Source organism: Shewanella sp. TC10, from assembly GCF_009663145.1.
Lineage (GTDB): Bacteria > Pseudomonadota > Gammaproteobacteria > Enterobacterales > Shewanellaceae > Shewanella.
Genome location: NZ_VKHR01000024.1, coordinates 22,378 through 46,909, shown reverse-complemented (window position 1 = coordinate 46,909; position 24,532 = coordinate 22,378). Strand labels below are relative to the sequence as shown.

General features: G+C 40.3%; 15 protein-coding genes and 1 pseudogene. 8 read left to right on the top strand and 8 right to left on the bottom strand.

All coding sequences use genetic code 11. From position 1 onward, the window contains the following. Window positions 1-219 precede the first annotated feature (219 nt). A complete protein-coding gene (locus FNZ24_RS10250) occupies window positions 220-2,232 on the bottom strand; it encodes an MtrB/PioB family decaheme-associated outer membrane protein (RefSeq protein WP_153914392.1) in 2,013 nt (670 codons plus the stop codon). 11 nt (window positions 2,233-2,243) lie between these two features. Beyond that, the gene (locus tag FNZ24_RS10245; RefSeq protein WP_153914391.1) at window positions 2,244-3,155 is read right to left on the bottom strand and encodes a DmsE family decaheme c-type cytochrome; all 912 of its coding nucleotides are present in this window, start codon (window positions 3,153-3,155) and stop codon (window positions 2,244-2,246) included. 1,129 nt (window positions 3,156-4,284) lie between these two features. Here FNZ24_RS10245 and FNZ24_RS10240 point away from each other — a divergent pair. Both FNZ24_RS10240 and FNZ24_RS21470 read left to right on the top strand, forming a co-directional pair. Then, a pseudogene (locus FNZ24_RS10240) lies at window positions 4,285-4,851 on the top strand (IS30 family transposase); the annotation flags it as partial. Then, window positions 4,825-4,974: a phosphoribosylformylglycinamidine synthase subunit PurQ gene (locus FNZ24_RS21470; protein ID WP_267463730.1), complete on the top strand. Its 150-nt coding sequence runs from the start codon at window positions 4,825-4,827 to the stop codon at window positions 4,972-4,974. The pseudogene FNZ24_RS10240 and the gene FNZ24_RS21470, both read left to right, overlap by 27 nt. Before the next feature lie 236 nt (window positions 4,975-5,210). Here FNZ24_RS21470 and FNZ24_RS10235 read toward each other — a convergent pair whose 3' ends face one another. Beyond that, entirely contained in the window at window positions 5,211-6,083 is an 873-nt protein-coding gene (locus tag FNZ24_RS10235) for a LysR family transcriptional regulator (RefSeq protein WP_153914390.1), read from the bottom strand. Window positions 6,084-6,239: 156 nt separating this feature from the next. Between FNZ24_RS10235 and FNZ24_RS10230 the strand changes: the two genes are divergently transcribed. Both FNZ24_RS10230 and FNZ24_RS10225 read left to right on the top strand, forming a co-directional pair. Next, complete coding sequence (locus FNZ24_RS10230) at window positions 6,240-8,723, top strand: N,N-dimethylformamidase beta subunit family domain-containing protein (protein WP_194945034.1); 2,484 nt, start codon at window positions 6,240-6,242, stop codon at window positions 8,721-8,723. Between the two features lie 45 nt (window positions 8,724-8,768). Then, complete coding sequence (locus FNZ24_RS10225) at window positions 8,769-9,941, top strand: hypothetical protein (protein WP_153914388.1); 1,173 nt, start codon at window positions 8,769-8,771, stop codon at window positions 9,939-9,941. Between the two features lie 1,023 nt (window positions 9,942-10,964). Here the strand turns inward: FNZ24_RS10225 and FNZ24_RS10220 are convergent. Beyond that, on the bottom strand, window positions 10,965-11,972 hold the full coding sequence (locus tag FNZ24_RS10220) for an alpha/beta hydrolase family protein (RefSeq protein ID WP_153914387.1): 1,008 nt from the start codon (window positions 11,970-11,972) through the stop codon (window positions 10,965-10,967). A 1,453-nt stretch (window positions 11,973-13,425) separates the two neighbouring features. On the opposite strand from FNZ24_RS10220, the gene FNZ24_RS10215 reads away from it, so the two are divergent. From FNZ24_RS10215 to cydX, 3 genes are read left to right on the top strand one after another with little or no spacing between them, the layout of a single operon-like run. After that, entirely contained in the window at window positions 13,426-14,982 is a 1,557-nt protein-coding gene (locus FNZ24_RS10215) for a cytochrome ubiquinol oxidase subunit I (RefSeq protein WP_153914386.1), read from the top strand. Between the two features lie 15 nt (window positions 14,983-14,997). Beyond that, the gene (gene cydB, locus FNZ24_RS10210; RefSeq protein WP_153914385.1) at window positions 14,998-16,137 is read left to right on the top strand and encodes a cytochrome d ubiquinol oxidase subunit II; all 1,140 of its coding nucleotides are present in this window, start codon (window positions 14,998-15,000) and stop codon (window positions 16,135-16,137) included. Window positions 16,138-16,150: 13 nt separating this feature from the next. Continuing rightward, on the top strand, window positions 16,151-16,273 hold the full coding sequence (gene cydX, locus FNZ24_RS10205; protein ID WP_153914384.1) for a cytochrome bd-I oxidase subunit CydX: 123 nt from the start codon (window positions 16,151-16,153) through the stop codon (window positions 16,271-16,273). A 143-nt stretch (window positions 16,274-16,416) separates the two neighbouring features. Here cydX and FNZ24_RS10200 read toward each other — a convergent pair whose 3' ends face one another. The 4 genes from FNZ24_RS10200 to FNZ24_RS10185 form a co-directional block, all read right to left on the bottom strand. Beyond that, window positions 16,417-16,908, bottom strand: coding sequence for a DM13 domain-containing protein (locus tag FNZ24_RS10200; RefSeq protein WP_153914383.1), 492 nt, complete (start codon window positions 16,906-16,908; stop codon window positions 16,417-16,419). A 244-nt stretch (window positions 16,909-17,152) separates the two neighbouring features. Then, window positions 17,153-19,156 carry a methyl-accepting chemotaxis protein gene (locus tag FNZ24_RS10195; RefSeq protein WP_153914382.1) on the bottom strand — a complete coding sequence of 668 codons (2,004 nt, stop codon included), beginning with the start codon at window positions 19,154-19,156 and terminating at the stop codon, window positions 17,153-17,155. A 169-nt stretch (window positions 19,157-19,325) separates the two neighbouring features. Then, window positions 19,326-22,400: an efflux RND transporter permease subunit gene (locus FNZ24_RS10190; protein ID WP_153914381.1), complete on the bottom strand. Its 3,075-nt coding sequence runs from the start codon at window positions 22,398-22,400 to the stop codon at window positions 19,326-19,328. Continuing rightward, window positions 22,397-23,521: an efflux RND transporter periplasmic adaptor subunit gene (locus tag FNZ24_RS10185; protein ID WP_153914380.1), complete on the bottom strand. Its 1,125-nt coding sequence runs from the start codon at window positions 23,519-23,521 to the stop codon at window positions 22,397-22,399. Before FNZ24_RS10185 ends, FNZ24_RS10190 begins: the two co-directional genes overlap by 4 nt. 258 nt (window positions 23,522-23,779) lie before the next feature. On the opposite strand from FNZ24_RS10185, the gene FNZ24_RS10180 reads away from it, so the two are divergent. Further along, on the top strand, window positions 23,780-24,424 hold the full coding sequence (locus tag FNZ24_RS10180) for a TetR/AcrR family transcriptional regulator (protein ID WP_153914379.1): 645 nt from the start codon (window positions 23,780-23,782) through the stop codon (window positions 24,422-24,424). The last annotated feature ends 108 nt before the right edge of the window (window positions 24,425-24,532 follow it).

The following is a 24,532-nucleotide window of genomic DNA, read 5'->3' as shown; positions in this document are numbered from 1 at the left end:
AGGGCTATCGCTTTATCTCAATATGTTCAGTTTTAATGTGATTTAAGGAGACATACCTGCAACTAATTTTAGTCCAAAAGTTTGTGGGTATTGTCGCCGTGTACTTTTATTTACCAACAAAAAAGCGACTATCGTTACCGTAAAAGGCAAATGATAGCCGCTTTCAAATTCAGTTTTAGGTCCGTTTAATCTTAGTCATATCAGACGCTATTCTGAGCTTTAGAATTGATACCTAAAGTTTGCCATTACAAGGTGTGCAGTGTAATCATGGTTAAGCTCGCCTAATGTTTTCAAACCAGTAGGTGCGGTACCTGGATAATTATTGACTGGTAGATAGGTGTCATCGTTATCTTCATATCGTTCAATTTCATAACGTAGCCCTACAGTCATGGATGTTGATAATGCGTAATCAACAAACACTGAAGCATTGTGACTCGTTGACTCGAACAGACCAAATACATCTTGACTATCTACATCAGTATCACTGAATGACAACGCATAGCTGTAGTGTCCACCAATAATCACGCCATAATCAGCCAATCCAGTGAAATCAAACCCTACACCAATAAAACCAAACTCTTCATTGGTATTGCTTTGCCAATAGTTGCTGTAATCATTTTTAGCACTAGCTTGTTGGTTATCAATCCACTGATAGCCACCGTCACCGCTTAAATTAAAGGTATCAGTGATTTGCCAGTTAACGCTAATGTCATATCCCATATTTTCAGATTCAACTAAACCAATATCAGTATTGGTGTAATCATCAATAGAGTAATATCCATTTAAACTTATAGCTAAGTTATCCAGTGGTGTATGTGTGACAAACACTTCAGCTTTGGAACTTTTTTTATCAGCTAGGTGGTACTTAAGCATTAACTCAGTTTCATTATTAGCAACGGCATCATCGTATAAGAATGATGAGCCGCCCTTGTCTGAGTAACTACCCTTGAGACGTAAATCCCATTTATCAAAGCTGTTTGCACGCCATTGTGCCCAAACCACATTGTCGTCGGTTTTTTCACGATCTTGAGCTGAACGTTCAGTATCAATTCGATCAAAACCAGCTTCAACACGTTGACCTCTAGCTAGATTATAACTAGCGCTGACTTTATACACAGTACGGGTAATGTCATAGACACTATTTTCAACCATTTCACCTGTGACTGTGTTGTACTGGTACTGCTCATATTCATTGACCTCAGTTGAATTATCTCTGTCAGAGTAATCCAATGACGCATTGATACGCAGTCCTTTAGCCACCAAGCTCGAGGCTTTAAAGTTAGCATCTAAAGTCTCCACCTCAACGTCATTACTATGTTCTGGGGTTGGAGTGCCAGCTAGAGTTATGACGTTACTATCTTGTTTCATGTTACCGCCAACCAAGCGACCAGTTAGATAGCTTTTATCAAAACGGTAATTGCCGAGAATACTAACGAAATGAGCTTGGTTATCTGCAGCTTGTGATGCGTTTGGATACTCACTGTTTTCTAGTGATAATGCGTGGATATTGTTCTCAAAAACACTTCCTCGATAATTAATTTCTGAAAACCAGTTATCTCCGTTTAAATTAATCCCTGCGGATAAATTTTGCGTACGTGTATCTACAGGTGCTGCTAAGTTAATAGCGTTAATACCACCATTACTCATACTTGTGGCTTTTTTACCCGTTTTATCTTCGATGCTGTAATTTACATAACCTGCGTATCGATCAAGGGTATAATCGGCTTCAAGTTGATAACGATCGCGTTTTAATGATAATTCTTGGGTGACGAGATCTTCATTTTCTACAAATTGCCCATCGTTACTAGTCCAGACACTTTGTGCATTATCTGCATCATAGTGGCTTTTTTCATCAAAGCTGGCTTTTACACCCCATACACCTAATTTACCAGTGCTAACACTAATGCTGCCTTGTTCGCTACCTAGGTCATCAGCAATAACCTCTGTACGATGACCATTATCATAGTATGCTAAGTCAGCATTCACACCTGCAGCAAAGCCATCTTGATACTTCAATGTATTAGCAGCATGATTATCATCAGAGTCCATTGAACCCATTTCAACACCCGCGCTACCGACTTTTGAGGATTCAGAAACACAGCTTTTGCATTTCCATTTTTCAGTGATTTGGGTAGCACCTTGAGCCGCTGCAGTAACACCAAAATCAAAAGCCATTGCTCCACTACTAAAACCAGCGAGAGCTAAAGTAATTACACTTAATTTAAATTTCATAAGATGTTCCCTTAAAACTGAAGCGCTTTTCCAGAAGTGTGGTTAGAGCCATGAATTTGACTATGACAATTTAAACAACCTTGACCCGCTGTTTGTATACTTTGGTTGTCTCCTGGAACCGTAGATGCATGGATATCGCCGGCATGACATTGTTTACACAACATAGGTACACGAGATTTAAGTAAGTCATTGTTAACGCTACCGTGAGCATCGTGACAATTGGCACAATTTTCCATCACAGGCGCATGTTCCCACAGGAATGGCCCACGTTTTTCTGCGTGACATTCAAAACAAGTTTGATTGACGTTATAACCTTTTAACTCGCTTTCAGTCATAGTACCGTGAGGATTATGACAGTCAGAGCAAACCATAGAGCCATTATCAATTGGGTGGCTGCTACGCTTATGAATATCAGCGTTCACTTTGGTGTGACACTCAGCGCAGACTTTAGGTTGGTTCTTCTTGACCATGACAGGGTCTTTGGCCACATGGATTTCATGACAACTCACGCAGCTTACGTCTTGATCAGCATGCATAGAGGTATGCCATGCACTTCGGGACGTATCATTGTGACAAGCGGTACATACAGTATTTTGCATCTGCGCAGTTAAAATAGCGTCTTCACCGAAACCAATCATGGGTTCATTTTTACCTCGGTGTTTGCCTTGAGGGCCATGACAAGCTTCGCACTGAAGTCCGCCCATTGGGCTACTAGAACTGTTTGCTTGCCCGTGTACACCATCAAAAAGCGCCATGACTTTTTCAGAACGTTTGTGACACATTAAGCATCCATCCGCGCCTTTTTTAGAATAAGTTCCTTCCTCAAACTTCTTCATTAAGGTATCGAGTGGCTCAGCTTGCACGCTAGCGCTAAAACTCGATATCAAAATGAGCACCACACTCATAAAAGTTAAATTTTTCATATCATCTGCCATTGGTCATCATATAGTTATAGGTATGTGCGATATTTTCGCTAACCATCAACATGCATATCGCATCTTGATTAACACAAAGACTAACGACAAAAATAAGTAAATTCTCTGGGAGTTATAACAGTAAGTATGAAATTGTTAGCTGCATCATAGAGTTTTTTTTAAATCGAAGAATTAGTACTTTACTAAATTGCTTTCTTGAATTGTATTGACATCCTCAGGTAAATGTCGATGTGTGAATGAAACGGTGAAAATAGATTGGGTTCAATGGAACGGGGGAATTAATTATCATACTAATTAGGGTAAAGATATTTTTAATGCAAAAAGCAGAGTTTATTTAGGTAGAAAGGCGCATTAAATATAATGTCATTCTATGCTCAGTGTGTGTCATATGAAATGTTGCGACCAAAGAGGGGAATCCCCTTGTTACTTTGATAAGTAAAACATTGTTTATTCAATTTAAACTGACAAATAATATAAAAAAAGAGGCCAAAGTTGGCCTCTTGCAGGGAACGTTAATAATTATAACGATCTAAGTTTTACACTTTGGGGTGATGAATCTAAGTAGTAAACAGAGTATCAGATTTATTAAAGTGAAGATGATGAAGCTCCATTAAATTGTCGAATACCTATCCAATGTTTCTTATTTAAATTGCTATGACTGGTAAGTACATAAGCAATTAATTGAACATGTAATAGATAAGTTCAACAAATTAGCTAACACTCTGAGAATAATTATAATTGTAGGAAAATGACTTTTAAATAGGACTTATGACAGTCTTTTATATTTTCTGATTACCATATTGCAGCTTGAAAAGTACACTTTATGAATAATCCTTTTAACTTCCTTATATTAGTAGGGCTATAGCCATCATTAATTATTCAACATTTGCATAAATAAATGTTGAATAACGATATACAAGTGAATTATTGCAGGAGTTAGATATTATGGCCGAACTTTGGTGTTACTAGGAAAAGATGAAATAGATTATGTAAGCATATTTACTTACTAACATCCCAGAATTCAGATAATAACTGCGACACTCTTAATTGAGGTATAGAAGAAGCCTACTGCTGAAAGTGGTAGGCTTTATCTCGCCAAAGAAGAAAGAGTATCACTATGAGTTATCAGCAGTTGACTGAGAGAAGAAGATATCTGATTTCAGCCCTTTTCGATCGAGGTATTTCTATATCAGACATTGCCAATACTGTTAAATGTCATCGTTCAACCGTTTATCGTGAATTAAAGCGTGGTTGTAATAATTCGCTATATTCATCTGTGTTAGCGCACCAGTTAGCAGTGATGAAAAGACGGTGTGCAGCCAAATATCGAATACCACAACGCCGTATCGATTTTATTGAGGTTTTGCTCACCAATGACTGAAGTCCTGAGCAAATATCGAACGTGTTAACCCATGTCGGTGCCAATGTCAGTCATGAATGGATTTATCGTTTTGTTGCGCTCGATAAGAGGCAAGGTGGCAAGCTATACCGTCACTTACTTCAGGGCCATAAAAGGTATAGACGAGGTAAAAAAGAACGCGAGCCCGTTATCAAGAATGCAGTTTCTATAGATGAAAGACCTGAGGTTGTTGATAACAGTGAACGTTTTGGTGGCTGGGAAATTGATACTGTTTTGGGTAAGCATGGAACCGGAGCCATAGTAACAATCTTAGAACGAGAAACAATCATAATGCCGCATCCAGAGCGTGTATTCAGAACCGTTGCTAACTCATGGCACCCAGACGAGTGGGCAGAAGACAGCCCATGGATGCGTATGTTCCGTAATGCACGCGTTAAGTTAGGATAAGTTGCACTTAAATCTCAATTAACCCAGTTGAGGTTTAAACAACAGCAAAAGGCGACCCAATAGTCGCCTTTTTATTCGATGGGGCTTATGTAGAGAGTATTGCTTATTTTTGTTTGTCAGAAAGGCAAAGTTAATTACTAAATTAGCCACGACAGAATAATCAGGGATATAGGATGTCGCTTAACTGAATGGCAATTTTTATTTACAGTTCATGAGCTAATGATACAACTTGTTATTCATACTATTTGTTTAATCCAGCTTCGAAGTTCTTTACGTAATGCCTCATTAATCCGAGTATCTGCAGTGTTGGCAAACGGAAGTAGACCTAATTTATCAACAATTTTTGCATCTGGGTGTTTAATCTCTACCAAATGGCCAGTTGTCAGTTCCTTTTCTATATACCACTTAGGTAACGCAGCAAAGCCAGAACCAGAAACAACTAATTGTTTGATTGTTTCTAGGTTGCCAGCTTCTATACGTTTTACTATTTTGGGCAGTTCCCAAGGCGTGATAGCCTTCTCAAGCGGCATAGAAATAAAATAATATTTTAATAAATCTTTGCTTTTTACTTTGTCTAAAGCCGATAGCGGGTGAGTTGGCGCACATATTGATATCGACATGTATTCGCCTATATGCTGTAAGTCGTCCGGTACAGAATGTGCGTGCATATAATTTAGCACAGCAATATCTAGTTGTTTATCATGAATCAAACTCAATAACGACTCATCCCTCATTTGTACTATGCGAACATTCGTATTCGGTAGGTGCTCTAAACAGATATTCGTTAGCGAACTTACTAATTGAGCAGGAAGTGAGTAGCTGATCCCTAAAGTCAGCTGAGTTTTCTCTTCAACGAGTGACATCGCGACAGTATCAAGTTCATTTTGAGCCTGCAATAAACTTTCGCATGAACGAAGTAAATGTTCACCAGCAATTGTTAGCGTAACGCTAGACTTCGTTCTATCGAATACTTTGTTATTCCAGTCATCTTCTAATCCAGCAATCCACTGACTCACTTGAACGCGGTTTTTCTTCATACGTTTGGCTGCTTGAGAAATACTTCCAAACTGTGCTGTCAGCACAAAAGCGCGAATTGCTGATAGGTTCATTGAGGCTCTCCAATATTATGGTGTAAGTATTTTACTACACCTGGTGACTGGTGTGAATATCACTCAATCATTAAGCTTGACCCATATCTAGTTCAGCGCTCAATTCAATGGGCCGGTTCTAATAAATAGTTAATGAATTAAATGGTTGGAGATAATATGACATCTAAATTTATGACAAGTCGCCGTGGTTTTCTGGCTGGTGCAGCAGTTGGAGCAGCAGCAGCATTTGCACCTAAGGCATTCGCATGGGGGAATGATACTCAATATAAAACAGCTTCTGTTTCAGATGCAAACATAAGCCCGCGAACTTTACTGGGTTACAGCTCCGAACTTAGTGTTCGCCCTGGTGATAAAATTGATTTTTACGTATCTGATTTTACTGGTGAGGGTTTTATTGCTGACTTGGTTAAAGTGATCAATGGAGATGCCGTGACTCGTTACCGGGATATGTTTAGAGTCGATACAGTTGCTTCATCATTCGATGGTCGCTACCCAGGAGTAAAGCAAGAGCTTGAACTTGGTTCATATATTGAAGTTCAAAACCCTATATTACCGCAGGGGTCTTTCACTGTTGGAGCTTACATTTATCCAACTTTTGACCCAGAAACTTACAAAGCCCCTGATCTTGAAAACATAGATCCTTTCCATCCACCTTCTTTAAATATTGGGCACAAAATCAAACGTCAAACGGTAGTATCTCGTCGTGATGATTTAAATAATACCGGTTGGGCACTTCAACTGAATGAGAAAAATCAACTGGTATTTATTTCAGAAGGTTATGAAAAAATAATAGATTTAAAACTAAACACGTTTGATTGGTCTTATGTGGCATTAAGTTATGATGGGACTTCAGGTTCATTTAGCCTATTTATGCTAGAAACGCCATTTAGTGCGGCCGATAAGTTCACTGCGCGATGGGCGAAAGTAACGGATTACTGCAGAATCTATCATGATGGCCCATTACGTATAGGTGCAACACGTAAAGGGGGAGGTCATAAAAGAGATAAACCCCACTCAGTATTTAATGGTCGTGTTCAAGATGTCAAATTTGTTGATAGAGCACTTCAGCAGAAAGATATTGAAAGCTTAATGCTGGAAAATAGCACGATAAAAGCAAGTACCCATTTCGATTTTTCAATGGCAGAAGGTCACCGAATTGTCGATGTCATCAATCCAATGAATTTAGGGACCATACATAATTTACCAGAGTTAGCAATTAGAGGTTGTTTTAGTAAAGGCTCTATTAACGTCAATGAAAACCCACAAGAGTTTAATGCGATTAAATTTAATGCTGATGACTTATACGATGCAGAGTGGAAGCGTTCATTCAGTTATAAAATTCCTAATAACCTTAAATCTGGAGTTTATGCTGCACGCCTAAGACAGGGAGATTTTATTGAGTACATTACTTTCTTTGTTGCCGCAGCAAAAGGAAAGCCACAGGCGAAACTTGCTGTTTGGATGTCTGAATATAACTATTTAGCGTATTCAAATATCACGCTCGGGGTTACAGCTAAGAAAAACTATCCAGGTCATAACTTTAATGATAGTGATCTTGATTTTCTTAGAGCTAATCCAGAGTTCGGCACTGGATGTGTTTACAATCAGCATGCTGATGGTCTTTATTACATTTATGGCTCTCGAAAACGCCCTGATATACACATGAAACCAGGCGGTTTTGCATATAACTTTGTCCAAGACACTCATATAACAGCAATGCTGGAGCACTTTAATATTGAGCACGACATTATTACAGATGAATTGATAGATAATGACCCTGAGTTGTTAAAGCAATATAAGTGTGTTGTGAGCGCTTCTCACCCTGAGTATGTTACCGCTCAGATGTTTGATGCAGTCGAATCATATCAAGAACATGGTGGTCGATTTGTGTATACCGGGGGAAATGGCTGGTTTTGGTCAGTAGGAACACACCCGACACTGCCAGGAGTTATGGAAAGTCGTAACTTTGCTCCAACAGCTGAGCGTTATTTAACTGATGGTAGACGCGGCGGGTTAATGATTGAAGCAGGGCGTAATACAGGGGTCACTTTTGGTAATGAGATGGCTGGCATGATTTTTAATGGTTCCAGTTCTATGAAAAAACTTCCTGATGCAGAAAACCCAAGAGCTAAATGGATATTTTCAGGCTGTAAAGAAGGTGTTCACTTTGGTACCTACGGTATTGATAAGGTACGTGGAGGCTGTGCAGGTTTTGAAATTGATCGTTTCAATGCTGGCAATGGTGCTCCAAGGCATGCATTACACCTAGCTGATTCGACACCACTTATGAAAACGATTGAACATGTGAAGATTTCTAGTGTACCAGTGAGCATAACCTATGAAGAGAAAGACTGCGCAATAACTCAATGGGCTAAAGCTTCCGTAGTGTTTTTTGAAACTGCGAGAGGAGGCGCAATGTTTAGTACAGGGTCAATTACTTGGATTAGTTCAGCTTTAGAGAATCATTGGGACAATGATGTATGTCGGATCACAATGAACGTGATTAATCGCTTCGTCGATACCACACCGTTTCCTATGATTGGCGACTATGAAAAGCGTGTTGTGAACCGTGTTCAGGATAATCCTAAATATTCCCCATTATTCGATGCCCGAATAGAAGTAAAACAACAATTTTCTTAATCTTATAGCAGCCTGAAAGGGCTGCGATTTCTTAAAGGTTTATCCATGACTTCGATCAAAAGTATTACTCATAGATTTAAAAGAATAGCTGCAATAGCTTTATCTTCACTGTTGTTCGCATGTACCAGCATAGGCCCGAATAAATTAGTTGCTAGTCATGAAGGATATAATGATGCTGTGCAATTAACTCAAACACGTGAAGTGTTAAAAAATATTGTCCGCATTCGGTACTACGATCCAATCCAGTTTATTAATATTACCAGTATTAATGCTCAGTTCTCTGTTAATACAGGGGCAACTGTTAATGGTATAGCAACTTCAGATGCCTCTATTGTCGGAAATATTGGTTATAGTGATACACCAACATTAACTTATACACCTTTATCTGATGCCGCATTTGATAAATCACTTGGTACACCAATTAGCACGGAAGAAGCTATTGCCCAATTCTATCATTGGGGAGAGCTAAGCACTGCGGATATGGGGCTTGTATTAGGTGCTGTTAATAGCAAACCAGATCGACAAGGGGAAGCTGGAAAGCATTACCAAAATCAACTTTCTGCTTTGCTCGGTTTAATCAATAGCGGAGCGACAGTAGAGCACTTTAGAGAATTCTATCCAAGGCATGAGTCAATCAAAAAAGACAAAATCAGCGGGTTTGATTACACCTTAGCAGCTATGAATGACCTTTACTTTTATGATGCGGGAGATAATGAGGTTTACATTGCGAGTAAGCATATGGGGGTTGGTTTAGTTGTCCCTAAGCCACACAACGAAGAGGTCGCAGAGTACCTTAATACGTTAGGGCTTACTCCTGGAGAAAAACTCTACCCAATGAGATCAACAAGTGAAGCGGAACCACAGCCCTACGGTATGCAAACAAACACCCTTTGGCTTGCCCCTCGTAGTGTTGAAGGTATGCTCGAACTAGCTTCGGAAAGTGTGACTATTCCTGCTCCCCATATTGGGATTGTATCTAAAAAGGGAGAAAGTTCACGTTCGAGTGTAAAATTACCAATAAATATTGCGGTTTCAAAAGAACAGCCGCTCTCCATTTACAGAATCCAACATCGTGGTTATTGGTTCTATGTTGATGATGCAGATTACCGATCAAAAAAAGTTCTTTCAACGTTAGTTTCAGCTTACAGCTCGAGGATCGGTGGTAAACAGCATCAAGATCCTTCGCCGCAAATTGTTTTGCCTGTTGCTGGAATGTAAGACATTTCTATCCATATTTTAGAAGGTCTTGAACGCATCTACACTGGGATTATTGTCTCTTCGATAATAACCGAAGGCGCTAAAGGTGAAGTCTGAAACTGGCTCAATCCATGTTGAAATATACGCTTTTAGCTTTTTCGCCGGAGCTGTGGGGCTAATTCTTTAATAGAGAATATAGAGGGAGTCGCACTTCACTCCCTTTTAGTCTGCTCTTTACAAAAGAATGGGTGAAGCGCCACGACTTTGATTTAGACGTTGACCTAGACTTTGAATTTAGATTTTTATTCAAATCTAGAAATCAATAGCTGCCGAATGCTGTAACTAATAATGGAGCAAAAACGTGTTACCAGCATTAGCTTTGAACTTAATCAGTATTGGCTCAATTACTTAAGATCATCACTTTAATCTAACCCATTGCGTGCCGCAGGCTTATGTGCAGATACAACTGCGAGACGCTGCAAGTACGTCCATGTAAGCTCTGCCAAAACATCCATGTTTTGGAAGCTCGCTGCCGCATCTACACCGGGATTATTATCTCTTCGATTTGACTTTATTCGTGGCAATTAAAAGATAAAAAATACAAATCTAAAAGGCACCATTTGAATTGAGGTCGTTGAAGAAAATAGCGTGAGCCTGACAGGACGTCAGGCTAGCTTTCGCGGTGCAGGGATGCACCATCGGAAGCGTTAGCAATTTCGAATAAGGCCGAAGCAGTCTACAAGCGACGTTGAAAGTTGGATCTATCACCATTGAAAACATGCGTTTTTCAGCATTTTTCGTTAGGGGCGGCAGGGCCTAATTCTTTTACAGGGAGTATAGAGGGTATTGCTGTTGATACCCTTTTGGTCGGGTGTGGGTGGATAACCCACGATGTTAATCCAAACGAAGTTTGGAAATTCAGGATTAAATCCAGATATCAGAATCAGGTGTGGGCGAAGCGCCACGACCTTAATCCAAACGAAGTTTAGAGAATGTGGCTAACTACAACTAACTCCCTTTTGAGCAGGAGTCATAATTCCGTGTCTAAAGATACTTTTGAAACCAATCCACTAATTCCAAATTGACCTTTTCTCTGCTGTTTCTCAAATAATGGTTATCAGGATAAAGCACCAGTTTATGGGGAATATCATATTTGGTTAATGCGTCAGCAAGTACGACAGATTGGCTTGCTGCCACACGTTTATCTTCGGTGCCGTGGATCAATAAAATAGGCACATGGGGTGATAAATTGCTGGCCCAGTTGATAACTGAGCGTTTCGATAACTCGGCATCTTTTTTGATTTCATAATAAGGAATACGTTTCTTATATACATTTTCCATTTCTGGGCGTTCTATTAACCCTTGTTGTAAATCTGATACACCTGCAATCGTAGCAATAGCTTTGATTTGGTTAGTTTTCTTCATTGCTAAGTGTGTTTGCATGCCACCGCGACTGCCACCGTACATGCCAATACGCTGCGGATCAGCGCCTTCAATATTTGGGATAAATTCGAGTAGGGCAATAACATCATTCACATCTTTTCCGCCAAACTCATCTTTTGCACTTGGCTGCTTAACGTGAACTCCACGATATTGACTGCCTATGATGACAAAGCCTTGCTCTACAATCGGAAATAGTCCGTACATCATTGCGCCAAAGACGACGCTGCCAAAATTTCCGTTACCACCACGGTTATAAACTAAAACGGGTAACTTAGTGTCAGATACTCTGGGCTTTATGACGTAGCCCATTACTTCGGTGTTATTTACCCAATAACTAAATGTGCTACAGGATAAATTCGCTTTAAAGTGATTGAAATCGTCTTGGCTAAAAGTAGCGTTAAATTGTGATAGTGCTTTATTGAATTTTTGTTCGATTCTTATCTTCTTTCGATATTTTTCTTCCATGAATTTATGCCAAGTATCGTATTCAGCAAAAATAGAACTAAAGCAATCTGTTTGATTACTGATGCGATCATCGTTAATTAAATTGTTTGCTTGAGCGCTGAAGGAAGAGAATAAGAAGGTAACTAGTAGAAAATATTTTATCACGTGAACTCCATGTCTGTGATTAAACTGTTTTTGATGTCTATGTAGTAAGTCGACTAACTTAAGTGATTGATAAGATTAAATCAACAGAGAAAATATGTTGTCTAAAAATTTAAAGTTAAAACGTTTTGGCTTTTTATTATTCAATTTAAATGGGAGTAAACGGGAAAATTAGGTGAGTATGACAATATGAAACACCACTTCGCCTGCTCAACTCAACTCAACTCAACTCAACTCAACTCGAGTCAGCTTAACTCGAATCATTTTGTATGCCGAAACTGATCAAAATCTCAATATCAAACGTATGTTTGAATACTTTAATTTAGATATAAAAAAGCTTTAGATAAAAAGACAGTGAAAATGGCATTAAAAAGCCCCTTAGAATCGAAACTCTAAAGGGCTAGTCAATGCTCTATGTTGCAAGTGAGCGACAAGAGCTGTTTTGCGCTAACAAAACATCAAGGTTAACGTCTAATAGAATTAGCAAGCAATTGCATACTCAAACTATCTTCCGTTGTATTGCTGCTCTCGGGTGTCAAATAGGTAAGACACAAACGTTAGCAACAATAAAATCCTGTTTAGTACGCTTGGTACATTTCAACAAATACTTTTTTGTAGCTGTTGATGAAACGCTCAAATAATTTAGTCATGTTCTAAATCTCCACTCTGTAATATTCAAAATTAGTAGAGTTGGGGATGTAACTTGAAGTCCATTTTGTTCAAGTCCAATCGGCCTACTCTCAACACAGGACATATTCTAATTCTGTTCAAAAATTAGCTCAAACGAATAAAATTAATCTTTATCATTATTAAAACTAATCCATTTTAGATATTTCTGTATTTATAATGAATGTAATTTACTTTTTAGTCGTTATTAATTAGTAGTTTGCGTTTTTACTTTTGGTTTTTACGGTTTAGTAAATCTATTGCTTTTATGTAAAAAGTTATTTTTTGGGTTTGAGAGTGTTTTTATTAGATTTAGATAGTTTAGATTTAGTGATTTTACAAAAATGTAAACAATTTCCTAGCACAGTATTTTATGCTGGTCAATTTACAAAAGGTGGTAGTTTGCACCTCTGCTCAAAACCCGCAAAAAACATCATTTTTATAGGCTGTTTTGTTGATTGAGGTCAAATTTCGGTGGTATAAATTAAAGGTCTACAGCATTTGTGTTTTGCTGTAAGTTACTGAATTTAAATGGCTATTAAAAAAGTAAATAATGACAGTCACGATCTTTATCACACAATGTGGTTAAGTGTGATGCGAGTCTCACATTATTTGTGTTTTATCTGGCTAAATTGAGTTTTACGTAGAATGATATAAAAGCGCTTTGTTAACATTGTACCAACATGTTAAATGAAGCATTAGTTTTAAATAAATTTTTTCCTGCAATGGCACTTGTTGTGATTGATGGGAATCATCATGACAATTGGATGTACCGAGTAAGGAGTCACCAATGATTATTGAAGAGGTTGTAGAGCTGTCACGATTGCAGTTCGCGCTTACAGCCATGTATCACTTTCTGTTTGTACCGCTAACACTAGGTTTAGCCTTTATTCTGGCGATCATGGAATCACTATATGTGATGACTGATAACCAGATCTATAAAGATATGACTAAATTCTGGGGTAAATTATTCGGGATTAACTTTGCTTTAGGTGTGACCACCGGTTTAGCAATGGAATTCCAGTTCGGTACTAACTGGGCTTATTTCTCACATTATGTGGGTGATATTTTTGGCGCACCATTAGCAATTGAAGGCTTAATGGCATTCTTCCTAGAGTCGACTCTGGTTGGTATGTTCTTCTTTGGTTGGGATCGATTCAGTAAACGTCAGCATTTAGCAGTAACTTGGTTAGTGGCCATTGCTTCTAATATGTCAGCGTTATGGATTCTAGTTGCTAACGGTTGGATGCAAAACCCAGTAGGTTCTGTATTTAACTACGAAACAATGCGTATGGAAATGACTAGCTTCGCTGAAGTGGTATTTAACCCTGTTGCGCAAGTTAAGTTCGTTCATACCGTTGCATCTGGTTATGTTGCCGGTGCTATGTTCGTTCTAGCGATTAGTTCTTACTACATCCTTAAAGGTCGTGACTTACCGTTTGCGCGTCGCTCATTCGCGATTGCAGCAAGTTTTGGTATGGCGTCTATCCTGTCAGTTATCGTACTAGGTGACGAATCAGGTTATAAAGTGGGTGAAGTACAACGTGTTAAGTTAGCAGCGATTGAAGCTGAGTGGCACACTGAGCCAGCTCCAGCAGCATTTACTGCTGTAGGTTTCCCGAATCAAGAGAAGATGGAAACTGACTTCGCGATTAAGATCCCTTATGCAATGGGTATCATTGCAACGCGTTCTATCGATGAAGAAGTGACAGGTATCATTGACTTAATCGACGAGCACGAAATACGTATTCGTAATGGTATGATTGCGTATTCTTACCTTGAACAGCTAAAAGCTGGCGATGAAAGTCCTGAACTGCGTGCAAACTTTGAAGCAACAAAAGGTGACTTAGGTTACGGCTTATTGCTTAAGCGTTACACTGAAAACGTAGTTGATGCGACTGAAGAACAAATCAAAGCTGCTGCCAAGGATTCTATTCCTAACGTAGCGCCAATGTTCTGGTCATTCCGTGTCATGGTTGGTGCTGGTGTGATTATGCTATTCGTGTTTGCTGCAGCATTCTGGCAGAGCACGCGTCATAAGATTGAAGAGAAGCCATGGGTATTAAAAGCGGCGCTATACAGCTTGCCACTACCGTGGATTGCAATTGAATGTGGTTGGTTTGTGGCTGAATACGGTCGTCAACCTTGGACCATTTCAGAAGTGCTTCCGACCTTCATGTCAGCTTCAAGTCTAACGACTTCGGATCTGTGGTTCAGTATCATTTCTATCACTGTGTTCTACTCGATTCTATTAGTGATTGAATTGTTCTTAATGTTTAAGTTTGCTCGTCTAGGCCCATCAAGCCTTAAGACAGGTAGATATCATTTTGAAAACCAAGATGCTTAATCTGAGGACCTGATTATGTTTGATTATGAAATACTAAGATTTATCTGGTGGGCTCTGATTGGCGTATTGCTAATTGGGTTCTCTGTAACAGACGGTTTTGATATGGGTGTTGGTGCGTTATTACCAGTGATTGGTAAAGACGATACTGACCGCCGTATTATGATCAATACTATTGCCCCGCACTGGGATGGTAACCAAGTTTGGTTAATTACTGCTGGTGGTGCACTGTTTGCTGCATGGCCTATGGTTTATGGCGTATCTTTCTCTGGCTTCTACGTGGCTATGATGTTGGTACTGTTTGCCTTATTCCTACGTCCAGTTGGCTTTGATTACCGCTCTAAAATTGAAGACCCAAGATGGCGTAAGTCGTGGGATTATGCGTTATGTATCGGTGGCTTCGTACCACCGCTGATTATCGGTGTTGCGTTTGGTAACTTACTCCAAGGCGTTCCATTTGATTTTGATCAGTTCTTACGTGCAACATACCACGGTGGCTTAATAGGCTTACTAAACCCATTCGGTTTATTAGCAGGCTTAATTGCAGCATTTATGTTCGTGATGCAAGGTGCATCTTGGCTACAAATGAAGACTGAAGGTGAGCTACGTGTTCGCGCAGCTAAAGCAGCGCAAATTACAGGTCTTTTAGTTGCTGTGTTATTCGCTATTGCAGGTGTTTGGTTAGTTAACGGTATTGACGGTTACGTAATTACTTCAGCTATCGACACTGCTGGTCCTTCAAACCCAACAACTAAAACCGTTGCGGTTGAAGCTGGCGCTTGGTTAGCTAACTACGACAAGTACCCACTGACTATGTTATTCCCTGTATTGGGTCTACTTATGCCAGTATTAGTGATACTAGCAAGTCGTGTTAATCGTAGTGGTTTTGCATTCTTGTTTAGCTCATTAGCTATTGCAGGTATCATTTTGACTTGTGGCGCAGCAATGTTCCCATTCATCATGCCATCTTCTTTAGACCCGAATGTGAGCTTAACGATGTGGGATGCTACTGCGAGTGAGATTACCCTTAATGTGATGACTTGGGCTGCGATTATCTTTGTACCTATTGTACTAAGTTACACAATCTGGACTTACTTGAAGATGTTTGGTCGCTTGAACCGTGAGTTCATCGAAAAGAACAAAACATCACTTTATTAATTAAGGAGCCATTATGTGGTATTTCTCTTGGATACTAGGTGTATTACTTGCCTGTGCTTTTGGCATCATTAATGCGCTTTGGCTTGAGAACACTGAAAACTTAGACAGAATCAACGAAGCAGATTCTGACAAGTAATTAGTCGTTTACGCTAACACTTAAAACCCTGCCATAGTGCAGGGTTTTTTATTGGCTAAGAAAAATATGTTGCAGATGAAGCTATTGATATAAGAGGCATTGAGTATATAGCCTTGTGGGGGCGTTATTAGTTTATCTTAGCCTTATGATTGCGTTAACTGCTGATACTGTGCCGCAGTAATAAATTGACCAAAGCTTTCGCACCAAATAATGATGGTGTTGTAATCGGCGACATTCACATCTGTGGTGATCGGCACTAAAAAGTTATCGAAGGTTTTGACGTCGGCAACCTGAACCATTTCTGATTTTAAGCGATTAAAGTCGGCTTCGGTTTCGACAAACTCTTTAGCTAAATACACTTTAAAATCTGGCCCAGGTGATAGCTTGCCGTTAAGGGTAATAAACTCATCACCAATTGTGACTTTGCCTTCGCCCCAATGTAAGGCATCACTGTCTTTTAAATCACGACTAAATTCGGCTGTAAAACGCTGCTGAGTGTCGACTGACTGAACCTGCTCAATACTCGGTGCATCAGGTGCGGTAAGAATAGGAAGGGCATAAATACCTGCACCAAAGCCAATGGCAAGCACAAGTGCATGGGTTGAAATCAATGTGGCTATTGTACGTTTTTTCATGTTGTTCCTATTTATTGTTCACTTGGTCGTGATGGTCTTATTAGTTATAAAAAGTTACTTATAAAAAGCTACTTATAAAAATACTAGTTATGAAAAACAGCTTATATAAACATAGCTTGCAAAAATGTTGCTGGATAAATCATAGAATAAAAAAGGGCATGAACTTAAACGTTCATGCCCATATAAAGACCTGACTTAGTAGCCTTTTATTTCAATTATTTGTTTAACACTATTTAAGTCTATTCTACACCTTGAAGAAATTAATCTTGGTTTTTAGCTCTCCAGCCAATTCTGTTAAGCCGTCAGCAACCTCAACGGTTTCTCCTGCACGCTCTTGGCCTTCATTGGCAAGAGACGATATTTGGTGCAAGTTGCGGGTGATTTCGTCTGCTACAGCACTTTGCTGCTCAGTCGCGCTGGCTATGCTACTGGTGAAGGTTGCTAGTTCGCCAATGCTATCTGTGATTTGGCTTAATTGCTCGCTTGTTTCCATACCTTGCTCGGCAGAGAAAGTCCCTAATTTGTGGCTGTCTTCCATTTGCTGAGCCGTACTTTTTACTTGAGATTGTAGTTGGCCGATGGTTTTGCTGATCTCAGATATGGAGCTTTGAGTTCGCTGGGCAAGGGAGCGGACTTCGTCGGCGACCACGGCAAAGCCACGACCTTGCTCACCAGCACGAGCGGCTTCAATGGCGGCATTAAGGGCGAGTAAATTAGTTTGCTCAGCAATACTGTTAATCACTTCGGTCACCTGATTAATGGCTTCGCTCTTTTTGCTGACATTTTCTATGTTGGCTTGGCTCTCATTAAGCTGAGTTTTAAGAGAATTTAAGGACTCAACAACAGCTGTGAGTTGTTGATGTCCACTGCGAGATGATTCATCGACTTGCTGACTCTTCGCCGCTCCTTCGTTTGAATGACTGGCGACATCGCGAATAGATGCAGACATTTCTTCAATAGCGGTAGCAATTTGGTTAGTTTGCATCATGAGTGATTCTGACTCGTCACCGTTTTGCCTTGCCATTTCTTGAGCTTTTTGAGCCTGAGATTCCAAGGTTTCTACTGAGTGCTGCAGCGAATCAATTAAGTCTTTTAAGTTAGCTGACATGTCTGCTGCACTAGCGGTGATTTGATCTATTTCATTCTTACTATGGGGGTCTCTTACTTCAAAGCGTTGGGATAAGTCACCTTTACCTAATGCCTCAAGCTGTTGCTGCAAAACCAGAAGAGGCGCCATTGCTTTAACTTGTGACATTGCCAATAAACCACTGATTAAAATGATCCCTAAGGCAGCAACACCTGCAGTGATGTAGAGCAATTGCATACTTTCATTGTTAAGTTCAGCCGCTTCAGTTAAACCAATTAGAGTCCAGTTCCAACCGGGAATATTAATACTATTAGCAAACATGGTTTTTTGTTGATTGCTACTGTATTCATAACTGAAGTGCTGACCGAGTACTTTATTGGCATCTAAGCCATTTAAAATTTCTGGGTTAAGTTCTTCGCCCACATTAAATCTTGGGTGCGATATTAAGCGTTTGTCGCTGTTTCTGACCAGCATGTAAAAACCAGACTCTTCGACAGTCAAGTTGTTGATGGTTTTCTGTAGTTCAGTGATCGACTCGGTAATGTCGAAACCGATATATAAAATACCAATGACTTCGCCAGTATTACTTTTTATCGGACGATAAACCGTCATGTAATCCTTACCGAATAGCTTGGCATAACCTTCGTAGGTTTCACCCTTTAGCAATGTTTGATATCCGGGGTGGCTTTGGCCTAAGTAGGTGACTAGCGCTCGTGAGCCATCAGCTTTTTTAAGTGAGGTTGAGATCCTTAAAAAATCATCGCCGTCTTTAACAAAGATGGTGGCAGTACCGCCTGTTAAGTTTGAAAAGCGATCGACTTTACTTTTAGTGGCATTAATTTGGGCATTTTCGTGAACAAGGGAGGGTGTTTGGGTGCTGTAAATTCTGACACTACGATCGGGTTTATGAAAATCACCAGGATACATTGCGCGAAGAATATCGGCATTGCGACGAGCAAGGTTTAACAGGCTGACATATTGCAGTTCGATAAGTGCAGCATTGCTTTGCATTTGCTCGTTCATCGAATCAATGGCTTTGTCTTTTAATACATTAGATGAGCTCAGGTAAGATACGGAAGAAATGATACTGAATACCAGAACGGTAAGCGCTAGCGAAAAGTACGTTATTTGTTTTGTTATTGACCAACTTCGATAGTTCATGTGATAAGTTCCGAAAAAAGGATAACTACAATCTAGAGGATATGACTCCGAATTCATTTGATTATGATCATGTTTAGATTGAGTAAATTCGTGAATTTGAAATTGGCAATGCTAAAGCAAAAAACGACGCATTAATGCGTCGTTTTTAGAGTATTACTAGTTGAATATATTAAACTTCTACGGGCGACAATATTTCAGATTTCTGTGATTTTTTCTTCATTAAAATAAGATACATTGTCGGCACCCAAATTAGCGATAACATGGTTGTCAGCAATGTGCCGCCAGCAATGGCAATAGCAAATGGTGGCCAGAATCCACCGCCTGCAATAATTAAAGGCAGGAAGCCACCGATAGTGGTTATCGTGGTCGAACCAATGTGTCTGCCACAGCCACTAACTAATTCAATGATGGTTTGGGTGTTACCTAGTCTGGCTTCTGGCACATCTTCAAGCTCTGCCAAAATGACAATAGCGGCGTTAATTGCCAGTCCCATAAGCCCTAGTAACCCAATGATCACCGTAAAGCCAAATGGGTAGCCAAATAAGTATACGGCTAACAAGCCTAAACCCGCAGATTGAAATGCACTGAGTAAGATAATGGCGGTCAGTCTGAACGAGTTAAAGGACAGTACTACTGTTGCCAGTAATAAAGTCACCACCACGACAATATTGGACAGTAAGTTACCCACTGCTTCATCGCGTTTAGCACTCTCGCCACCAATTTCTAAATGGTAACCTGACGGAAGCTCGATTTGCTCAAGTTTATCTTTGACGTCATTGAGCACTTTTCCAGGAAGTACACCACTGACGATATAGGCTTCAATGGTATTGACTCGCTCACCGTTTCGACGTGGGATCCCACCGCGACTGACATTTATCTCGTTATGGGAGATGGCAGAAAGTGGAATTGTATCGCCCTGACTGGAAACTAAATTAAGCTCTGCTAAACGAGTCGCTTCCTCACGTGATGTATCGGCTAATCGGACTCGCACTGGCAGTGATTCAGTTTGCTCAAGTATGCTACCTCCTATGATACCCGTGGTTGCCATTTCAATTTGCTTAGCGATATCGGTAAGGCTTAAGCCACTCATTAAGCTGGCATCTTCATTAATTTGTAACCAGACCTTGGGTGAGCCAGCGCTTAATGTGGCACGAGTATGAATAACATCCTCAGTTTGCATTAGTAAGCCACGAGCTTGTTCACCTAATTGGTTCAAGGTATCAAGGGATGGTCCGTAAATACGTAACTCCACTGGTGCATTAAACGGTGGCCCTTGTTCAAGCTTTCTCACTAGGATTTGTGCTTGGGGGAAATCAGCATCAAATTCTTGCTGCAAGGATAAAATCAGGCGATTAGCGGCATCAAAGTCAGTGACTTTGACCATGGCTTGAGCGTAATTAGTAGCACCTTGCTGACGCTGGGTTAAGTTGTAGTAAAACGAAGGGATATTGCCGCCCACAACCCAAGTGATCATTTCAACATCGCTAATAGACTCTAAGCGTTCGTCAATATGTTTTACCTGTTTTAAGGTGTTATCTAAACTCACATGAGGGGCAAGATAGACCTCTATTTGAAACATGTCTCTGTCAGAAGGCGGAAAGAACTGCTCAGTCATTTTAGTTGAAGCCCAAAAGCCCACCAAAGGTAAAACTCCGATGAGCAGCGCGGTCATTAATGGACGTTGTAAGCCAAAACGTAAGCTGGTTTTAAAGGCGTGGCTTAGGCGAGGGAACTCCATGCCTTTTTGATACCAAGCCATAGATGCATTGTCTTGGCTAAATCGACCCGCAAGGCCTGCAATAATGGTATGAGAAATCAGGTATGAGCCTAATAAGGCAAACATCACTGATATCGCAATGCCGCCAACAAATTCACCAGCAGCACCTGGCATTAACACAATCGGCGCAAATGCCAGCATAGTGGTTATGGTAGACCCTGCTAATGGTAGCCATAAATGATTGATGGTTTTGCTGACCGCTTCTAGTTTAGTTAACCCTTGTTTACGGCGCTGAGCAATAGCATCGACAATCACAATCGCGTTATCCACCATGATCCCTAATGCCACCACTAAGCCTGTTACTGACATTTGGTGGATAGGTAAGCCGGTGTATTTCATGCAGGCGAGGGTGAATAATGCTGTTAAGGGCAATGAAAGCGCCACAATAACGGCATTACGCAAACCTAAGGTAAGCATCAATACAAACAAAATAATCAGAAAACCTTGGATAAGGTTAATGACCAAGTCGCCTAGGCGGACGCTGGTATAGCCTTGTTGATCGAATAGCCATTGCACTTCAATGTTGGCGGGGAGGTTAGCACTGAAATCATCGACCACTTGGCTGACTTGGGCTTGCCATTTATCGACGCGATTATCTTCAATCATACGAGCTGAAACGAGTACCCCTGATTTGCCATTGATTAGGGCAATGCTGGTGGCAGGTGTTTTAGGCTGACGGCTCACATTGGCCACATCACCAAGGCGAATAATTTGACCATTGGTGTCTATTTTTAGGGGCACTTCGCTGACTCGGGTGATTGAATCTAATTCACCTGATACTTCAATCAGTGCTTTAAAGGAGGCGTTATTGATTTCACCTGCTGAAATTTTACTGTCGGCATTAGATAATATCGATGCGATACTCGCGGGGGTTAATTTCAATTGGCTGATTTTATTGCCATCGAGTTCAACCAAAATTTCTTCATCAGGGGTACCTGATAGTTTGACAAAATCAGTGCCGTTTAAAATTCGTAACTTGCTTTGTAACTCTTTTGCATAGCGGTTTAGTACATCGGTGCGAATAGGCGTATCGCTTTTCCAGACTAAGCCCAATATTGCAGTATTAGCGTAACCAGTTTGATCGTCGAGTAAGCTATTTTGCGCTGATGCTGGCAGTTCAAATTTACTGTCAGAAATCAGGTCTCGCGCTCTAGACCATACTGGCGCGGTATCGATAACCGTGTCTTTTAATTCAAGTTGAATAACCGAAATACCGGGGCGAGAAGTTGATTGCACCAGCTTTAACTCTTCTAAACGGCGCAGTTGGTTTTCAAGTACTTCGGTGACTAAGGCTTCGACTCGCTCAGCTGATGCACCAGGGTATTGAGTGACAACCGAGGCAAAGCGGTTAGTAATAGTAGGATCTTCAGTGCGAGGTAAACTGCTAATTGCCCCTAAACCAGCAACTAGCAACAGCGCAATCATTAAGCTGGCTAGTCTACCATTTTCAACAAAGGCCTTAATCATAATGACCTCGCCACAGCCGTCGAAGTGGGATTAACTTGTTGGCCAACGACCAGTTTATGTAAGCCTTGAGTCACAATCACATCATCTTTATTAATCGCGCCATTGATATAAGCTTGCTGCTCAGTGGTATACAGGATATCAACATCTCGGCGCTCAATACGGGCTAAGCCATCATCACTTTTAGTGACGACAAATACATTCCATAAACCACGAACCCCATCGGTTAAAGATGAAATAGGTACCCAGTAACCTGCGTCAGTGATTTGTTGTTGATATTCAAGATAGGCAATTTCGCCATTAATCACTTGTTGGTTACTTGGAAGGTCAATCCGCAGCTGCACGGTACGAGTTACCGCATCAATTTCAGCGCTAATACCTGCAACGATCCCTTGGTAAACCGTTTTGTCTATTAAGATATTGACTTGCTGATTGGTGCTGAGCGTTTGCGCAACAGTGTTAGGGACGCCGATATAAGCTTGTTGTTGGCTATTACCAATTAAGGTAAATACTGGACTGCCGAGCGTGATAACTTCGCCTAAATTGTGGTGACGTTTACTGATGGTGCCATCAAATGGGGCGACTAAAACAGATTTTTCGAGCTTAAGCTCAGTTGCGTATAGTGAGGCTTCGAGCCGTTTTTGATTGGCTTGTAGGCTGGCGACTTGCTGCTGGGTTTCATCAAATTGTTGCTCTGAAACGTATTGCTGTTTTTTCAACTCAATAGAGCGTGCTAAGTTGCTTTGGGCTAAATCTAAGTCTGCTTTGGTTTGCAACAGTGAAGCGTTAAGTTGCTGTTGCTCTGCTTGTAATAATTGGGTATTGAGCATCGCCAATGTTTGACCCTTAACCACAGTATCACCACTGTCGACGATGATATCACTTAGTTTTCCTGCTAATTCAAAGCCAACACCTGTCGTGTCGGCGGAGCGAACCGTTCCCGTATATCTCTGTTGGTGTTGATAACTGTTGTTAAAACTAAGCGGTTGAGTAATGACATTAGGCACAGCAACTTGCGCAGTGGGTTGGACTTCATCTTTGCTACAAGCACTTAAGAGTACGATACCAGCACTCAAGCTAAATAAAGTTCTAGGGAGATTAAAAGAACGCGCTGCTGTTTTCATGGTGAACATTCCTATTGCTATGCAACTTCCTTGGCAAATCAATTTAGATAATATTGACCTGCACTTAACATCATGTGATGCTCAAGATATGAACTAGACTGTCTAGTCTATTTAGTATTAAGTCTATTTGTATAAAACTAGACTGTCCAGTCCAATTTGTGATTTAATGTTATTGAGTGTTAAAGAGCTGTAACTTGCAAAGGCTTAAAGTGACCAATCAGCATCAAATAGCTGCCTAAGAAAAAGATGACTAACTACATGAATAAAAGCGCAACTAATTCAACGCTCTGCCAACATAGCGCCCCAATGACGCGTAGCGAACAAAAACGCGCGCAGATTTTAACTGCATCAATAGAACTGTTTTGTGTTCAAGGATTTCCTAACACCAGTATGGATTTAGTGGCTAAAAAAGCGGGTGTGTCTAAGCAAACCGTTTATTCCCATTTTGGTTCAAAAGATGAATTATTTGTTGCAGCCATAGAATCTAAGTGCGTCGTGCACCAATTAACCGGAAATTTACTCGATGACGCCACAAATGCCGAGCAAACCATCAGAATGTTTGCCCAGCAGTTTGGTGAACTCATTGTCAGTGATGAAGTATTAGCTGTGTTTAAAACCTGTTTAGCCCATGCGGAAACCCACCCCGAATTATCAAAACTGTATTATGAAGCTGGTCCTAAGCATGTATTAGGTTTGTTCAGCGATTATCTAGAGAAAGTAAATCAACAGGGGGAGTTTTATTTTGCTAACCCTCATGACAGTTCAGTCCGTTTATGTTTAATGTTATTTGGCGAATTAAAACTGCGTTTAGAGCTAGGTATTGATGTTGAAGCGCTACTCGTTAGTCGACAGGCTTACATTGAAGAAACTGTGACAATATTTTTAAATGCCCACCGTAAATAAAAAAGATTTCGATAGTGTTTGTCTGCGGTAATAAAAACTGTGTAATATCTCATAAAATATTGAAAATGTGATCCAAATTGAAATACTCTGGGTATAGGAGTTATGAAT

Coding starts and splice junctions, on each gene's coding strand:
- FNZ24_RS10180 (WP_153914379.1), top strand. CDS start 23,780: ATGAATAAAAGCGCAACTAATTCAACGCTCTGCCAACATAGCGCCCCA.
- FNZ24_RS10200 (WP_153914383.1), bottom strand. CDS start 16,908: ATGAAAAAACGTACAATAGCCACATTGATTTCAACCCATGCACTTGTG.
- FNZ24_RS10235 (WP_153914390.1), bottom strand. CDS start 6,083: ATGAACCTATCAGCAATTCGCGCTTTTGTGCTGACAGCACAGTTTGGA.
- FNZ24_RS10245 (WP_153914391.1), bottom strand. CDS start 3,155: ATGAAAAATTTAACTTTTATGAGTGTGGTGCTCATTTTGATATCGAGT.
- FNZ24_RS10230 (WP_194945034.1), top strand. CDS start 6,240: ATGACATCTAAATTTATGACAAGTCGCCGTGGTTTTCTGGCTGGTGCA.
- FNZ24_RS10185 (WP_153914380.1), bottom strand. CDS start 23,521: ATGAAAACAGCAGCGCGTTCTTTTAATCTCCCTAGAACTTTATTTAGC.
- FNZ24_RS10250 (WP_153914392.1), bottom strand. CDS start 2,232: ATGAAATTTAAATTAAGTGTAATTACTTTAGCTCTCGCTGGTTTTAGT.
- FNZ24_RS10225 (WP_153914388.1), top strand. CDS start 8,769: ATGACTTCGATCAAAAGTATTACTCATAGATTTAAAAGAATAGCTGCA.
- FNZ24_RS10190 (WP_153914381.1), bottom strand. CDS start 22,400: ATGATTAAGGCCTTTGTTGAAAATGGTAGACTAGCCAGCTTAATGATT.
- FNZ24_RS10215 (WP_153914386.1), top strand. CDS start 13,426: ATGATTATTGAAGAGGTTGTAGAGCTGTCACGATTGCAGTTCGCGCTT.
- FNZ24_RS10195 (WP_153914382.1), bottom strand. CDS start 19,156: ATGAACTATCGAAGTTGGTCAATAACAAAACAAATAACGTACTTTTCG.
- cydX (WP_153914384.1), top strand. CDS start 16,151: ATGTGGTATTTCTCTTGGATACTAGGTGTATTACTTGCCTGTGCTTTT.
- cydB (WP_153914385.1), top strand. CDS start 14,998: ATGTTTGATTATGAAATACTAAGATTTATCTGGTGGGCTCTGATTGGC.